General features: G+C 67.4%; 16 protein-coding genes and 2 pseudogenes. 12 read left to right on the top strand and 6 right to left on the bottom strand.

The window, feature by feature from the left end; all coding sequences use genetic code 11:
• The first annotated feature begins 12 nt into the window (after nucleotides 1-12).
• From AB0I54_RS06765 to AB0I54_RS06745, 5 genes are all read left to right on the top strand, one after another.
• Nucleotides 13-471, top strand: a complete 459-nt coding sequence (locus AB0I54_RS06765) for a hypothetical protein (protein WP_363294817.1) — start codon at nucleotides 13-15, stop codon at nucleotides 469-471.
• Nucleotides 468-959, top strand: a complete 492-nt coding sequence (locus tag AB0I54_RS06760; protein WP_363294816.1) for a hypothetical protein — start codon at nucleotides 468-470, stop codon at nucleotides 957-959. The genes AB0I54_RS06765 and AB0I54_RS06760 overlap by 4 nt, the downstream gene beginning before the upstream one ends.
• Before the next feature lie 6 nt (nucleotides 960-965).
• The gene (locus AB0I54_RS06755; protein WP_363294815.1) at nucleotides 966-1,997 is read left to right on the top strand and encodes an MAB_1171c family putative transporter; all 1,032 of its coding nucleotides are present in this window, start codon (nucleotides 966-968) and stop codon (nucleotides 1,995-1,997) included.
• A gap of 19 nt (nucleotides 1,998-2,016) precedes the next feature.
• Nucleotides 2,017-2,427 carry a MerR family transcriptional regulator gene (locus tag AB0I54_RS06750; RefSeq protein WP_363294814.1) on the top strand — a complete coding sequence of 137 codons (411 nt, stop codon included), beginning with the start codon at nucleotides 2,017-2,019 and terminating at the stop codon, nucleotides 2,425-2,427.
• Nucleotides 2,428-3,028: 601 nt separating this feature from the next.
• On the top strand, nucleotides 3,029-3,190 hold the full coding sequence (locus AB0I54_RS06745) for a hypothetical protein (RefSeq protein ID WP_363294813.1): 162 nt from the start codon (nucleotides 3,029-3,031) through the stop codon (nucleotides 3,188-3,190).
• Between the two features lie 223 nt (nucleotides 3,191-3,413).
• Here AB0I54_RS06745 and AB0I54_RS06740 read toward each other — a convergent pair whose 3' ends face one another.
• On the bottom strand, nucleotides 3,414-3,635 hold the full coding sequence (locus tag AB0I54_RS06740; RefSeq protein WP_363294812.1) for a hypothetical protein: 222 nt from the start codon (nucleotides 3,633-3,635) through the stop codon (nucleotides 3,414-3,416).
• Between the two features lie 1,061 nt (nucleotides 3,636-4,696).
• Between AB0I54_RS06740 and AB0I54_RS06735 the strand changes: the two genes are divergently transcribed.
• Nucleotides 4,697-5,245, top strand: coding sequence for a transposase family protein (locus AB0I54_RS06735; protein ID WP_363294811.1), 549 nt, complete (start codon nucleotides 4,697-4,699; stop codon nucleotides 5,243-5,245).
• A complete protein-coding gene (locus AB0I54_RS06730) occupies nucleotides 5,142-5,882 on the top strand; it encodes an ISAs1 family transposase (protein ID WP_363294810.1) in 741 nt (246 codons plus the stop codon). The genes AB0I54_RS06735 and AB0I54_RS06730 overlap by 104 nt, the downstream gene beginning before the upstream one ends.
• A 14-nt stretch (nucleotides 5,883-5,896) precedes the next feature.
• Here the strand turns inward: AB0I54_RS06730 and AB0I54_RS06725 are convergent, their stop codons facing one another.
• The 4 genes and pseudogenes from AB0I54_RS06725 to AB0I54_RS06710 all read right to left on the bottom strand — a co-directional run bounded on the left by AB0I54_RS06725 (nucleotide 5,897) and on the right by AB0I54_RS06710 (nucleotide 7,490).
• Nucleotides 5,897-6,442 carry a hypothetical protein gene (locus AB0I54_RS06725; protein WP_363294809.1) on the bottom strand — a complete coding sequence of 182 codons (546 nt, stop codon included), beginning with the start codon at nucleotides 6,440-6,442 and terminating at the stop codon, nucleotides 5,897-5,899.
• Between the two features lie 96 nt (nucleotides 6,443-6,538).
• Nucleotides 6,539-6,709 (bottom strand): annotated as a pseudogene (locus AB0I54_RS06720) (carboxyl transferase domain-containing protein); the annotation flags it as partial.
• Nucleotides 6,710-6,948: 239 nt separating this feature from the next.
• Entirely contained in the window at nucleotides 6,949-7,140 is a 192-nt protein-coding gene (locus tag AB0I54_RS06715) for a hypothetical protein (protein WP_363294808.1), read from the bottom strand.
• A gap of 137 nt (nucleotides 7,141-7,277) precedes the next feature.
• The gene (locus tag AB0I54_RS06710; protein WP_363294807.1) at nucleotides 7,278-7,490 is read right to left on the bottom strand and encodes a hypothetical protein; all 213 of its coding nucleotides are present in this window, start codon (nucleotides 7,488-7,490) and stop codon (nucleotides 7,278-7,280) included.
• 283 nt (nucleotides 7,491-7,773) lie between these two features.
• Here AB0I54_RS06710 and AB0I54_RS06705 point away from each other — a divergent pair, with 283 nt between their 5' ends.
• The 5 genes from AB0I54_RS06705 to AB0I54_RS06685 all read left to right on the top strand — a co-directional run bounded on the left by AB0I54_RS06705 (nucleotide 7,774) and on the right by AB0I54_RS06685 (nucleotide 13,749).
• Nucleotides 7,774-7,977, top strand: a complete 204-nt coding sequence (locus AB0I54_RS06705) for a cold-shock protein (protein ID WP_363294806.1) — start codon at nucleotides 7,774-7,776, stop codon at nucleotides 7,975-7,977.
• Nucleotides 7,978-8,344: 367 nt separating this feature from the next.
• A complete protein-coding gene (locus AB0I54_RS06700) occupies nucleotides 8,345-8,524 on the top strand; it encodes a hypothetical protein (RefSeq protein ID WP_363294805.1) in 180 nt (59 codons plus the stop codon).
• Between the two features lie 565 nt (nucleotides 8,525-9,089).
• Nucleotides 9,090-12,275 (top strand): hypothetical protein, encoded by a 3,186-nt coding sequence (locus AB0I54_RS06695; RefSeq protein ID WP_363294804.1) that lies wholly within the window; start codon nucleotides 9,090-9,092, stop codon nucleotides 12,273-12,275.
• A 132-nt stretch (nucleotides 12,276-12,407) separates the two neighbouring features.
• The gene (locus AB0I54_RS06690) at nucleotides 12,408-13,505 is read left to right on the top strand and encodes an integrase core domain-containing protein (protein ID WP_363294803.1); all 1,098 of its coding nucleotides are present in this window, start codon (nucleotides 12,408-12,410) and stop codon (nucleotides 13,503-13,505) included.
• Between the two features lie 49 nt (nucleotides 13,506-13,554).
• On the top strand, nucleotides 13,555-13,749 hold the full coding sequence (locus AB0I54_RS06685; RefSeq protein ID WP_363294802.1) for a hypothetical protein: 195 nt from the start codon (nucleotides 13,555-13,557) through the stop codon (nucleotides 13,747-13,749).
• A 280-nt stretch (nucleotides 13,750-14,029) separates the two neighbouring features.
• Here AB0I54_RS06685 and AB0I54_RS06680 read toward each other — a convergent pair.
• Nucleotides 14,030-14,853 (bottom strand): annotated as a pseudogene (locus tag AB0I54_RS06680) (DDE-type integrase/transposase/recombinase); the annotation flags it as partial.
• Nucleotides 14,854-14,933 lie beyond the last annotated feature (80 nt).

Genomic DNA, 14,933 nt, shown 5'->3' with positions numbered 1-14,933 from the left:
CGGAGCGGCAAGTTGGACGTTCGGGACGGCGGTGAGAGCTTTACTGGTCGGCTCAATTACCTCTTCTCGGTGGCGGGCGGCCCCGACCACGAGAACAGGTGGCGTAATTTCGGCACCGGCGAGGTCGCGGACACGATCAGCCGGCCCGAAGGCAGGTACGCCGTCAAACTGTCCCGCAGCTACCTCGGCATGCTCCGCTCCGGAAGGTACACGAACCCGTCCATCGCCGTGGTCGTCGCGCTCGTGCGGTTCTTCAACGACCACCTGCCCGAAGGACATCCGGAGATCAGCGTCGACTGGCTCACCTCCGGCTCTTCCGGAACGAAGAATCCCACCGCCGACGGCAGGGAAGCCCTCTCACCACTCGCGGACCAACAGGTCCGGCACATCGCCATGCGTGCGGGAAAGATGACGCCCGAATTGCGGAATCAACTCATCGCAATCCTAGACATGATGGACGGAAACAAGTGACGGCCATTCGGTTGCCGAATATCCACTCCTGCCGAAAATTCGTCCGCTCGCTGCAACTGGACCCCTACGCGACCGCCTACGAACTGTGTGACCAGATCAGTTCGCTGCGGGCCAGGCCGATACGCGTCGTGGAATCGCGACTGCCGATCCCGGGCCCGATGGGGGTCTGGGTCTGCCGGGCGCACGACGACGTCGTGGTCGTCCAGGAGTTGGCCACCGGCGCCCACCACGACCACATCGTGCTGCATGAACTCGCCCACATACTGTGCGAGCACGAAGGCGAGACGTTCCCCGAGTACGAACCCGTACTCCCCATACTCGACCAAGAACGGGACGGCGGCGCGGTCCTGCGCCTCCGCTCAGCCTACGACTCGGAGACGGAACGCGAGGCCGAACTGCTCGCCGCTGCCTTCGCCGAGCAGATGACCGACGACCGCACCGAGCCGGGCATCTCGTGGGACGTGCACCGGTACTTCGCCGGGGACTGAGCCGACATGGCCACCACGGTTCAGTACATCCTGTCCGGCTTCCTGTGTGTCGCCCTGCTGGCGAAGATGGCCGAGGTGCGTCTGAAGCAGAGACGCGACCCGCAGGCGACCATGCTGATCGTGGCGCTGGGCAGTTTCACCATCGCCGCCCTGGTCGGCATCCCCGTCGCCCGGCAGCACATTCCGTTCGAGAGCGTGCCAGGCGTCGCGTCCATCACGATGGACACCGGCGTGTCCGTGAGCCTGGCGCTCCTCACCGCCTATCTCTGGGCTCCCCTGGAGCCCCACAGCACGGTTCCCTGGTGGCGGGGACGGCTGTTCCTGTCCGCGTGGGCGGTCAGTGTGCTCCTCGCGGCCCTCATGGCGGCGACCCCGCCCCGGCTGCGCACCAATCCGCTGCAGAACGAGTACACCGGCGACTGGCGGATCGTCGGCATCTACGTGCTGGGGAACCTGTTCTTCCTTTACTGCTCCACAGCCTCGGCGATCGCCTGCCTCCGCATCACCCGGATCGTACGCGGCCACGTCACCATCGCTGTGGCCGTGGGCGCGATCGGAATGGCCGCGTACGCGGTCACCTGTGTCAACCGCCTGGTCCTGGTGCTCACCCAACTGCTCGTGGGAAACGGCTGGTTCGCCTGGTACAGCGTGCTCAACTTCCTGTTCACCGAAGCCGCCGTCCTGGCCAGTGTGCTCGGTGTGCACTTCACGGCCCTCTGGCGATTCGCGGCGGCATGCCGTCGGTGGTACGACGATCTGCGCGCCTTTCTCCTCCTGGGGCCGGTCTGGCGGCGGCTCACCACGATGTACCCGGACGTGGTGCTGCCCAGGGAACACGGTCTGCGCGGGCTGTGGGACCGCCTCGACGTCTCCTACCGGAAATACCGGCGGGAGATCGAGTGTCAGGACGCGTTGCTGTTGTTGACGGGCAGCAGTCCCCCCGATGAGCGGCGAACGGCCGCGCATGATGCCGGATTGAACGACGACCAGGTGCGGCTACTGCACTCGCTGTCGTCCATGAGCCGCACCACGGTCTGAGGCCCGAGAGGGAGCTGCGATGCGCATCGGAGAACTGTCGGAACGGTCGGGAGCGAGCGCGCGCTCCATCCGGTACTACGAGTCCGCGGGCCTGCTGTCGTCCCGGCGCGCGAGCAACGGTTACCGCGAGTTCGACGCCGGCGCACTGGAGCAGATCGCCAAGATCAAGCTGCTGCTGCGGGTCGGGCTGGACATGGTCGACATCGTCACGGTCCTCCCCTGCGTCAACGCGCCGTCCATCGCGCACTGCGCCCAGGCCCAGCAGCGCTTCGACGAGCAGATCGAGCGCATCGAGCGCCAGCAGGAGCTGCTGACGCGTGCCAAGTCGCTCCTGCTCGAACTGCGTACGGAAGGAACCGCCGCCGCGTCTCTGCCGCCCGGGGGTTCGATCCGCGCGGTCAGCGCGAACGTGACAGCAGGGATCCGCTGATCACCGGCACGACCGCACGGGCCGAACCGAGTCGGTGTGCCTCACAACGAAGTCTCCATCGCTCTCGGCCTGGCCTGAGTCCTCGGAGCGATCCGCAGAATGCTGGACTTCTCCGAGCAGCCTCCGGTCCACCAGCTACGTCTTTTGCGCGGGCCACCGCTTGCCCGAACACATCCCCTCCAGCAGCTGGGACCGCAACCTCAACACCGGCGAACCCCTTCCGCAGCGGAACGGACCCTGCGGCTGCCGATAAATCATCCGCCCAGACCGGCCCCCTTGATCGTCGATCTATGGCCTTGCCGCCCACCATTCCCCGTGTCTGCCCGTGGCCCAGTGCGCCCTCTCCGATCCGCGACCGTGTCTACTACCGATGCGAGTACAAGGAACAGGAAGCAGCCCTTTGCCCCGGGCTCGACCACCCGCGGACCATCAACCTGCGCGAAGACATCGTGTGCCGGGCACTCGACACGTGGATCGCCCGCGCCTTCGCCCCGGACCGGCTCACCGCCTCCCTAACCACGCTCAGCCACGCGAGCGTCGCAGCGAGCCCCGCGCAGCCCCAGACCCCGGAGCAAGCCCAAGCCCGCCAGGCGATCAAGGAATGCGAGCGGCGCCTCGCCTGCAGGACAAGGAGACAGCACAGAAGAAGCTCGACGCCCTTCCCACCATCACCCGGGAGAAGAAACCACCGCTCACCGCCGACCAGATCCGGGATATCACTGAGAGTCTCGGAGACATCGCACAACGCATCCAGACCGACTGACGCCGGGAAGAAGGGCCCCTGTACGAGGGCCCTGGGCATCACGATCACGGACGACAACGCAACGAGGACCGCGACCCTTAGGTCGAGGCCCTCGTATCCGTATCCCTACAGCAAGTGCAAGTGTCCGAGGGGCGAGTTGACCGCTGACGATACGTTTGTGGTAGCGCAAGCGGGGCTGCGTTTTTGGAGCCAATCGTGAGCCTCGCCCGACACTCTGTCAGAGTCACGGCTGCGCCACCAGCACGACACTGCTCACCACGTGTACCCGCCCCATATTCACCGGATCGCCCACGGTCACTCGCCAGGTTCCCGGGCTAGGAAGTGTGAGCCGAGTGCCGTAGCGGCCCTCCCCGTGATTGCGCAGGATCGTGCGTCCGCCGGAGCTGCCCATCTCCACATCCTCGGCGCTGGCGGACAGCAGCAGCCGGTCATCGTCGACCGACACCTCTACGAGGCAGTCCGTTCCGCCGACGATCTCGGGCAGGCCGACAGTCAGTTCGTGCCTGCCGTCGAGGAACTCGTGGATCGCGTGCGGTAAGCAGTGCCTCCAGCTGGTTCAGCAACGCCGGTTCGTTCTGCAGTGCCCCGTGCTTCTGAGCGAAGAAGCGCACGGCGGAGTCGTCCTTCGACTGGGCCGGGAAGCAGGAGAACCGGGGAACCGTGCCGTCGCCGCTGGCAAAGGGGCTGCGGGATCTTCGCGGCCGCGGCCGTTGTGTTCGTCCTCAGCGCGGTCATCGCGGGGATCGTCGGCGGAGGGAAGGGCAGCACCGCCAAGACTGAGGCGAAGCCGTCGCACGCAGCAGCCGGCCACTCTGCGGCGCTGGGCCGGAGTATACCGAGCGCAACCGGGGCGAAGGCACGTGCGGCAAGTCCTCACCCGACCTGTTCGGCACCGCCAGCGCGCGACGTCGACCTCTGGATGAAGGTGCCTGGCCTGCCGGACAGCGCGCAGGTTCTCGGGAACTGGGACTACGGGCTGTGCGATGGCACGTTCCAGTCTCTCCAGCACACTTCGCCGACCGGGCCCGGGTAGTGCACCGAGGCGGCGTAGGCCTCCGACAATCCCGGCTACAACTCCGATGCCACGCCGGCCGCGCGCCTGAAGAAGGTGCAGGTCGAGATCGGCCCCGCCTGCTGACACCGTGTGATCCGAGCTGAGACAGAGATGGGGGAGAACTGATGCGTATTGGCACCAAGATCGGGCCGATCGGCGTGGGCGTGCGTGTCGGTGGCCGCCGCAGTCGCGGGGGCGAGGCCCCGGACCGATCGGGGTCGTGCTGTTCCTGGCGTTCCTGTGGCTCGTGGGCACGGTGCTGAACCACATCTGACCGGACTGATACGGCAAAGCGAAGGGCGGGCACTGCTGCCCACCCCAGGGCTTCGGCGCGAAGGTGCTATGGGCGGGTAATCCGGTTTGCGGTTCCGGGGTGTTCTGTGGGGGTACGGAGCGGGCACGCCCCCGGTGATCATGTGAGTGTCTACGTCCCATGATCACGCTGGAGGACCGTGCCCGCCGCTGCATCCTCTCCCGTCCCGGCCGTACTTGACCAACTCGCCTGTGACCCGGTCCTGGCCGAGGAAGAGTGCCCTGGTCTGCTGTCCTGTCTGGCCCGGGTATCCGACCCGCGTGATCCGCGGGGCCGACTTCATCCGCTGGCCGGTGTGCTGGCGATCGCGGCCGCCGCCGTACTGACCGGAGCGAACTCGCTGCTGGCGATCAGCGAGTGGGCAGCCGACGCGCCGCAGGACGTGCTGGCCCGACTGGGCGCCCGTCGCGATCCCTTCAGCGGGCGCCGCCAGGCGCCCTGCGAGGCGACCATCCGCCGTGTCCTCGCCGGCGTCGACGGCGACGAGCTCGACCGGGCCGTGGGTGCCTGGCTCACCGCCCGTCGTGCTCGGATGGCCGCGACGGGCCTGCGTGCCGTCGCGGTGGACGACAAGTCGCTGCGCGGTGCGGCCCCGAGCCCACGGCCGCAAGATCCATCTGCTGTCTGCCGTCGACCACACCACCAGCGTGGTCCTGGGACAGGTCGACGTGGAGGAGAAGACGAATGAAATCCCCTGCTTCCAGCCGCTCTTGGACGCCATCGACCTCACGGACACCGTAGTGACCAGCGACGCACTTCACACCCAGCGCGACCATGCCGCCTACCTGCTCCGGCGCGGCGCCCACTACATCGTGATCGTCAAGGGCAACCAGAAAAAGCTCCGCAAGCAGCTCGAGAAGCTGCCGTGGGAGAAGGTCCCGCTCCAGGAGCGGACCCGCGAGCACGGGCACGGCCGAGCCGAGATCCGCAGGCTCAAGGTATGCACCGTGAACAACCTGCTGTTCCCCGGCGCACTGCAGGCCATCGAGGTCAAACGCCGCCGCGTGAACCGCAGGACCGGCAAGATCAGCTTCAAGACCGTCTACGCAGTCACCAGCCTCGGCGCCGAGCAGGCCTCTCCCGCCCGGCTCGCCTCCTTGATCCGCGGGCACTGGCAAGTCGAATCCCTGCACCACGTCAGAGACACGACCTTCGCCGAGGACGCCTCCCAGCTCCGTACCGGCAACGCGCCCAGAGCCATGGCCACCTGGCGCAACCTGGCCATCGGCGCTTTGCACACCGCCGGACACCAGGCGATCGCCGCAGCCCTCCGGCACAACGCACGTGACGCCACCCGGCCCCTGACCATCCTTGCCATCCCGTGATCAAAAACAGGACATTACGACTTCGCGCTGAAGGCCCGCTCAAGCACCCCCTCCGGCGCGGGAGCCGAGGTCGTGCGCCGCCGGTAGTACGCGATCGCCGACACCGCGAGGAGCGGAGCCCAGGCGAGCAGCGGGGCGTAGCAGGCGACGAGGAGAATCGTCTGGGCCCCGGTGTCCGTGAGAACGTCATCCGCCAGATTGCGGCCCTGAACGAAGCCGACCAGAAGGCTCAGAGCGAACAGCAGGAACGCCCCGACGAGCGCCGGGACCACCGCCGCGAGCGGGCGCACCGGACGGCCGCCGATCAGCGGGATCCAGCGCGGCACGACCTCACCCCACGGTTGCACCAGACCGAGCGTCAGTAGGGCGAGACCCTCCGTGACCGCCGTCAGAATCAGGACGTACGCCACGCCCCAGCCCGTGCGCAACGGCTCCGATGTCACCGGGAGCCCGGCGGCCAGAGCGAGCCGCCACAGGCCCGAGGGCAAGGTGACCAGCGGTACGGCGTAGGCGCTGCGGATTGCCCAGCGCTGTACGCCCGGAGCTGTGTATTTGAGCATGTGATCGACTTTCGTCGCTTCGGCGCCGCCGCGCCTCAGCCTGTGGGGTCATCCGTCTCCCCCATGCGGGGGAGACGGACCGGCACCCCTGGACGGTCACGTCGGCTGGTTTCCGTGCTTGCGTACCGGCAGCGGGTCGTGCTTCTCGCGCAGCATCGCGAGGGCGCCGATCAGCACCTCGCGGGTCTCGGCGGGGTCGATGACGTCGTCGACCAGACCGCGCTCGGCGGCGTAGTAGGGGTGCATCGGCTCGGCCTTGTAATCCTTGCCAGCAGGGCACGGGTCGTCTCGGGGGCGTCCGAGGAGTGTGATCACGGGATGTAGACACTCACATGATCACCGGGGGCGTGCCCGCTCCGTACCCCCACAGAACACCCCGGAACCGCAAACCGGATTACCCGCCCAGAGCGCCTTCGCGCCGAAGCCCTGCTGCCCACCCTTCGCGGCTACGGCGGTGAAGCTCACCGCAGGGGTACTCACTGCCTGCCGCACGCTGCCGTCGCGACTCAGGCCTTGTTGACCATGGCCGCGCGTCCGGGTCCTTCAATCCGGAACGAGACGGTGTCCCCGGGGTGGATCTCGTCGGGGTCGATCATGAGGTCGTCTACCGTGAAGTACAGCACGGGACCACCTCGGTCGTTCTTTATGCTTCCCTCGCCCGGTTTCGCGTCCCACTCATGGATCTTGCCTTGGTCCATGGCTGTGTCTCCTTGGTTTGAGGGGGGACGAGCTCCGGTCTCATGCCGGGCTCGCTCCCAGCGAACGCGAAGCCACGTGCGACAGCGACCGCTGTGCGTCGAAAGGGTGAGACGGCCGCCAGCCCTCCGACGGGCGTTCAGCGCTCCCACACCTCCGGGCCGCCACCGTGCCACTCGATCAGCGGCGAGCTCACCACGTCCACGACGTCCAGCCCCTCCAGGCCGGCCCGCTCCAAGAACACCGCGAGATCGTGCAGACCGTATGCGGTGCCCAGGGTCTCGCTGTCGACCTGGACGCGCCGGCCGCCTCCCTCTGCGGGCGGGAACACGATCACGCGACGGTCAGCCATATCCTCAGCCTGGCCGAGTTGCAGGTGAGGCGCACTCGGGAGACGGCTGTCAGTAGCGGTCGGCCGTCCCACGGGATCGCGTTGCCGTCCGTGGCTCTTTGTGGCCGAGTACCACCGCCCGGTGTACCGTCGTGATTAGCAGTCGTGGTTCCGAAGTCCCGTTCGCCCGTGATTGTCATCGCGGGCGTTTTTGCTGTTCAACGCCTCTCCGGACCAGGGCGATCACCTCCGGGTCCCGCACGGTGCGGGGCCCGATTCGAGTCCCCTCGAAGGAGACAGGCACATGACGCAGGGCACTGTGAAGTGGTTCAACGCGGAGAAGGGCTTCGGCTTCATCGAGCAGGACGGCGGCGGCCCGGACGTCTTCGCGCACTACTCGAACATCGCCACCCAGGGCTACCGCGAGCTTCGCGAGGGCCAGAAGGTCGAGTTCGACGTCACGCAGGGCCAGAAGGGCCCGCAGGCGGAGAACATCCGACCCCTGTAACGCCCATACGCCAGAGAAGCCCCAGCCGGTGCCTGCATCCCGGCTGGGGCTTCTTCGCGGTCCTACCCGCCCTGCCCCAGAGGTTTCCGGTCCCCCGGCAGAGCGAGCGCTGTGAGTGGCCGCCCCCGTCGAGCGCCAGGGACGACCACGTCCTCACTGTGGGCTGTGCGTCAGTGCGCTCAGCGTCCGCAGCTCGGCCACCGACGCTGATACGGCGGGCCAGCCGCGTGCGCCCCGCGGGCCTCTGACGGCGTCGCCTGCTCGATGCCTCTTTCTGCGCCCAGTGCTCCGGCCACGGTTTCAGCGCCGGACGACGGCCGCATTGATACGGCCTGAGAACGACCTTGAGCCCGGACTGTTCCCACTGGTGGAGGTGAACAGCTCTGGGCTCGCTCCCGTTGACGAACAGCTCGCCCTGATCGGTGAGCCAGCGCCTGTGCGCATTCCGGCCGCCGAATGGACGGCGTGGCTGGCCGACGAGTCGGTTCGAGCCCATTACCGGGCCAAGCTCTACCGCGCATCGTCCAATTCCGACTGCTGGTTCTGAACAGCAGGGATCTCCAGCACGGGTCACGCCAGTTCCCGGGCAGCGTCACGGCCGGGAAGGACTCGCCGTGGCACAATGCCGGGCCACCTGTACGGACACCAGCTGGCACACGGTGTCATCCCTCGCCTCGGCTGGCGAAACGACAGCCCGACTGTTTGCCATACCCGTGACAACCACTCGCGCCAGCAGGCGACACACCTCCGGCTGGGCACAGCGGCCGAGAACCGGGCTGAATGGCTGGCCCGCCGGCACGCTCCGGGGAGTCCTCTGGCCGGCCTCCGCGGCCCCGCTCGCAGCGGCTGATGGGTTGCCAGTGCTCTCCGGTCGACGCTCCGAACGGGGTGACTTGCTGGCCGCAGGACACCGGCAGACCCGTCCACGACGGGTTCTCCGAGCCCCCTCTGCCGATGCTCACCTATTGTCAGCTCCACGACCTCGGTTTGGACGCCATGGGCCGAAGCGCCTGTTGCCAGGAGATGTCACCGTTCCCTGACCCGAGCAGGCCTCCGCGTGCCAAAGTAGAGGCTGACGAGGGGGATTGAGGGCCATGAGGGCGCGCAGACTGTTGACCTTCGCCGACGCGCTTGTACTCCTCGGCGCCGAACCACCGCGGCTGGCGGCACTGGACCAGGCGCTGGGCGGGGCGCTCAACCTGGCCACTGGCGGGGTCAGCAGCACTGTGATCGGCATGGCGGACGCCAACGGCCGTCTCATCGGGCTCGGCCGTGATGCGGCACGAAGCGTCGGCGCGCGGCTCGGGCGGATCCAGGGCCGGGCGGAGCGTACAGAACTGCTGCGCGCGGCGCACACCGTGATCGTGGTGGTGGCGTTCTTCGAGGCGATGACGGAGCTGGATCTGCCGTTCGGCTTGGATCAGGTGGAGCTGACACGCAGCGAACAACTCGCCCTCGCCCGGTCGGATTCGGCATCCTCTTCCTCAGCCTCTCAGTCCACTGGAGTTGTGGCCCTGCTCCTCGATGCCGACCTGCCCTGTCCGGCGCCACACACCACGTCAGATGCGGTCGGGGCAGCCCTGCTGGTCCGCTACGGCGAATACGCCGACAGGTTTGTGCGCTTCCTTCAGGGCTTGGCCGTCTGGGAGAGGCTTCCTCAACGTCGGCGCGAGCAGGCCAGCGACAGCCTCACCCGGGTCCTGCCGAGGAAGGCTCAAGAGCGCTACCAAAGCCTGTACGTTCAACTAGCCGCGCATGCACCGGAGTTTGCGTTCTGGACGACGCAACTGGCGCAGCAGGCCACCCATACAGAGGTCAGCCGGGCCCTTGTGGGGGTGGAGACACTCCTCACCCGAACAGCCGAGGCCTTGTACCCGCCGGTCGACGTGGCAGCAGCTCTCGCACGCGCCCACCGCGTGGCGCTGGGCCGCACCGTGCTCGACGCCGAGGCCGCGCCGGACGGCATCCGAATCCCCACCACAGAGGAGCTCTATCTCGACCCGGACTTCCGAGTGAGCGACGTGCCCGGATCCAGCGAGCCGACCGACGAGCAGTGGTGGGAGCGCATCCCGGTCCGCCGGGATCTGACACGGTATCTGGCCGGCGCGCTCACCTCGCCGCATCTCGCAGAAGCGCCACTGCTGGTACTGGGGCAGCCCGGAGCGGGCAAGTCCGTACTCACTCGCGTGCTGGCCGCGCGGCTTCCGGCAGTCGGCTTCCTCCCCGTGCGCGTGCCACTGCGGGACGTCCGCGCGGAGGACGACCTCCAGGAACAGATCGAGCAGGCGATCAGGGCCGCCACCGGCGAGAAGGTGAGCTGGCCGGAACTGGTGCGCTCAGCAGGCGGCAGCACCCCCGTGCTGCTCCTGGACGGCTTCGACGAGTTGCTGCAGACCACTGGCGTGCACCAGAGCAACTTTCTCGAACGCGTTGCCCAGTTCCAGGAGCGCGAGGCGGATCAGGGCCGTCCTGTCCTGGCGCTTGTGACCAGCCGGACCGCCGTGGCGGATCGGGCCCGCTTTCCCGACGGTCTGGTAGTGCTTCGTCTGGAACCCTTCCGGCCCGAGCACATCAGACAGTGGCTGACTGTGTGGAACGCAGCCAACGCGGCCGGGTTCGCCGCCGCCGACCGCTCACCCCTGGCCTGGGAGCACATCGAGCGGCATGCGGAACTCGCCGCCCAGCCTCTGTTGCTGACCATGCTCGCGCTGTACGACGCCACCCAAGGAACGCTCCAAGACGCCGGTGACAACCTTGACGTGACAGAGCTGTACGAACAGCTGCTCTCCTCGTTCGCCCGACGCGAGGTGGAGAAAACGACCCAGGGCGCGATACCCGAGGAGGAAACGGCCGAGCTCGTCGAGCGGGAATTACAGCGTCTGTCGCTGGTGGCCTTCGCTCAGCTAAACCGCGGCCGCCAGTGGGTGTCGGCCACAGAGCTGGAAGAGGACCTCACGGCAGTGCTCGGGCGACAGCCGGTGCAGGCCAGCGGGTTCCGCGCCCCCCTGAACCCCGCCGAGGTGGTGCTGGGCCGGTTCTTCTTCGTCCAGCGCGCCCAGTCCAGGCGGGACGGGCAGATACTCGCCACCTACGAATTCCTTCACGCGACGTTCGGCGAGTACCTCGCGGTGCGACTTGCCCTGCATCTGCTCACGGACCTTCTCTCCCCCCGCCCTGCACTCGCACTCGGCGGTCACCACATCCACGACGACCTCGCCTACGCGCTTCTTTCCTATACCTCGCTGGCATCCCGCCAGATGCTGCGCTACGCACGCTCCTTGACCGGATCGATGCCTGAGAATGAGCGCTACCGCCTCGTCCGGCTCCTCGTCCGGGTCCTGGGCCAGCACGAGACCCGCACGACGGATCAGCTTCCGGGCTATCAACCGGCGCTGCTGCGTACCACATCGCGCCACGGTCTCTACGCGTCAAACCTAGTTCTGGTGATCGTTCTGCTCGCACGGCACTGCCCTGTGTCGACACTCTTCCCGGAATCGGATGATCCGGTAGGCACCTGGCACAGGCACTGCCTGCTGTGGCGTTCAGCGATGGACGAAAGCCAGTGGACGGACTTCGCGGTGTCACTGCACGTCCATCAGTACTGGGACAATGGTGGGCGGGCCCTGAGCGTATCCCTGCGGCCTCACGCCGCCAGGCCACCCGAGCCACTCGACATGAACTGGCTGTTCCGCTATCCGCAGGCGCATGGCGGCTCGGGCTGGTCGCGCTCCTACTGGGAAGATCTGTGGCTCAAGATGGCCATATCCGGCGGCACGAACGACTCGGTGCTACGACACAGTCTCGATCCCGTGTTCCGCTGGCTCGGCCAGGCAGTGACGGTCTTCACTCCGGTTGAGGGCGCGCCGGCCTCATCGCTCGCCCACGACCTCCTCGAATTGCTGCTCGCCGACCGTGGAGCGGTGACCGACGAGCAACTCGGCGATCTTCACACGCGAGCTCTCCGCGGCGTACGGTTGATGTTTCCGACAGCCTCCAAGTACCTGATACGAACCGTGGACGCACTATTCACTGCGTTCTCCCGGGACAGGGAGCGACTGCCTGAAGCTACATCCGACGCTTTCGGGGAGTTCCTGCAGAACGACATGGTCCCCCTGCTGCTCGGTGAGCACGAAAGGGTGACGACACCTCCGCCGTCCGTCCGTCATGCCCTGTTCCAGGTTCTATGGCTGCACGAACGTGTACTGTCCAGGCTGCTTCCGCCGGATCTTCTGGAGCGTCTGAACGAGTACCGACTGAGGCACATCGTGCGCTCGCACCCGCCGACTTCGTCCGACTGAGCCCTGCCCCTGCCGAAAACCTCATCCGCCTGGTGGGAGCGCCTAATGGGGGGTGCGCGGGGTCGGGGGGCTCGGGTGCTCGGAATGGGGCGTCTCGTACGGATGGTGACTGCCCCGGCATGATGGTCCGTCGTGCTGCTGCGACTGGCCTACCTCACCGTGACGAACGCGTTCGCCCTGCTGCGCCTGCTACCGATGAGTGACCGGGACAAGGACGCCGAGATCCTCGCCCTGCGTCACCAGATCACGGTCCTGCAGCGCCAACTCGGCAAGGAGAAGGTGCGGTTCACCCCGAGCGATCGGGCGTTCCTGGCGTCGTTGCTGAACCGGCTTCCGGTGGAGGTGCTGCGCCGGGTACGGCTGTTGGTGCGGCCGGAGACGGTGCTGCGCTGGCACCGCGATCTGGTCGCACGCCACCACGCTGCCGCCTCCCGGCCCAAGCGCCCGGGAAGACCGCGGACCGTGCACTCCATCCGCGCCCTGGTCCTCCGCTTCGTCCGGGAGAATCCCAGCTGGGGCTATCGCCGCATCCATGGCGAACTCCTCGTTCTCGGGATCCAGGTCGCGGCCTCCACTGTCTGGGAGATCCTGAAGGAGGCCGGGATCGACCCGGCGCCCGAGCGGGCCTCCAGCACCTGGGCGGACTTCCTGCACTCCCAGGCCGACGCCCTGCTGGCATGCGACTTCCTGGAGACGGTCACCCTGTCCGGAGCACGGATGTATGTGTTCACGGTGATCGAGCACGCCAGCCGCCGGATCCGGATACTCGGTGCCACCGCGCACCCGACCGCATCTTGGGTGACCCAGGCCGCGAAGAACCTTGTCATGGACCTCGAGGACGCCAGCTGCCGGGCGCGGTTTCTGATCCGGGACCGGGACGGGAAGTTCCCCGCCCTGTTCGACACCATCCTTAACGATGCGGGGATCGAGGTGGTGCTCAGCGGCGTGCGGATGCCGCGCATGAACTCGATCATGGAACGCTGGGTACAAACCTGCCGACGCGAACTGCTGGACCCCACCTTGATCTGGAACCAGCGGCACCTTCTCCATGCACTACGGGAGTTCGACGAGCACTACAACTCCCACCGGCCGCATCAGGGCATCGCCAACGCCCGCCCGCTCCACCCGTTGCCAATGCCGGTCACCGATCCGGAGCAGATCACCCACCTCGACATACGACGACACGAACGACTCGGCGGCATCCTCCACGAGTACCAACATGCCGCCTGACCTCGACGGATGAGGTTTTCGGCAGGCGCAACGCGACGACATCCTCGTCATGGGAGAGGCGCATGCCCGGCAGGTGCTTGCCGCCTACCAGAGGCGCCACAACGAGCATCGAGCCCGCCAGGCGCGCAACCAGCTACCACCCGATGCCCAGAAACAGCCCACCGCGATAGACAGCGGCGCCCACAAGCTGCTGCGCACCCGGATCCTCGGCAGCCTCATCAGCGAGTACATTTACGCCGCGTGACCTGCAGCGACGACTTTTCGAGCGGCACAGGTCGACCTCGTCGGTGTCTTCGGCCCTCCACTGCTGATCCGCCGGGTCGTCCCCGCGGTTTTGGACAGGAGGACGACCCGGCGGCGGTGCCGGACTCGTAGTCGGCCGATGATTGGCAGTGGCACCACAAAAGCGGCGTCGCTGGGCGTGGTAACTGGTGAGCCGCGTGACGAAGCCCGTGTGAAGGCCTGGCGGGGCAGGTGAGTTCGTCGCGTCAGGTGTTCGCGTCGTGGGGGACCCCTCGTTACGGGGTGGCATCAAACGACTCGGCCACCGCGCCTTGTCGGCCGAGGTGCCGACCGCGCCCAGCGACTGCAGCACGCCAGCGACTCGCAGAGCCCCGCGTGATCCTTGAAGGTGGCGACCGACCCATGGTCGCGGTAGAAGATCGCTCCAGGTGGCTCGCGCGGTCTTGGCAGCAACCTGGAGGACGTCGGTGACGACCTCGGTGCGCAGGTGGTCCGCGTCCGCCCAGCCCACGAGCCGGCGCGAATAGCAGCCGATGACGGCAGCCACGTAGAGATTGCCGCCACCGGCGACCGGCACGTAGGCGATCTCCCCGACGTAGCACCGGTGTGGCGCGGGGCGGTGCCATCACCCGTGCGACGCGCCTGTGATTGCCCCGGTCCTCCGCGGGCATGTTGTCGTTTCATTGGGCGGTGATCCGAGGTGCTCCGCCCGTGTCTGCGGTGTAGATGGCCCGGATCTGCTCGGCCAAGACGGCACCGGCAGCCGCGCGGCGGGGACGCCCGACAGCACCCTTGAGCTAGGGCGAGTAGGGGAAGCGCTCGATCTCGAGCAGCTGACACGGTCGCTACGCCTCAAAGGTGGCGGATTTCTCGGCAACGAACTGAACGCGACTCACCAGCGCGTCTCACTCGGCGACCTACTTGGCCGCCTGAGACGCGATCCCCCGCTCGGTGTTCAGCTTGGTCGCCTCGCGCGTAGCGCCGCTCTCTCGGCCTCGGACCGAGCGATCATCATCTGCTCCGGTGTCTCGTCCTCACACACCACCCGCGTCAGGGTCGCTGTGCCGTCGGCGGCGGTCTTCTTGCCGGCCCTGTACAGCTCGACCCCGCGCGTCGCAGCCCCACGCGCGGTCCCCGGATCCGCCGCACTCCTCTTGGGCCTGCTGCACGAACCGGTGCAGCAGA

It is taken from the genome of Streptomyces sp. NPDC050625 (genome assembly GCF_040654755.1).
In the GTDB taxonomy this organism is placed as follows: domain Bacteria; phylum Actinomycetota; class Actinomycetes; order Streptomycetales; family Streptomycetaceae; genus Streptomyces.
The sequence above is the reverse complement of the archived record's forward strand: the minus strand, read 5'-3'. Positions and strand labels throughout refer to the sequence as shown.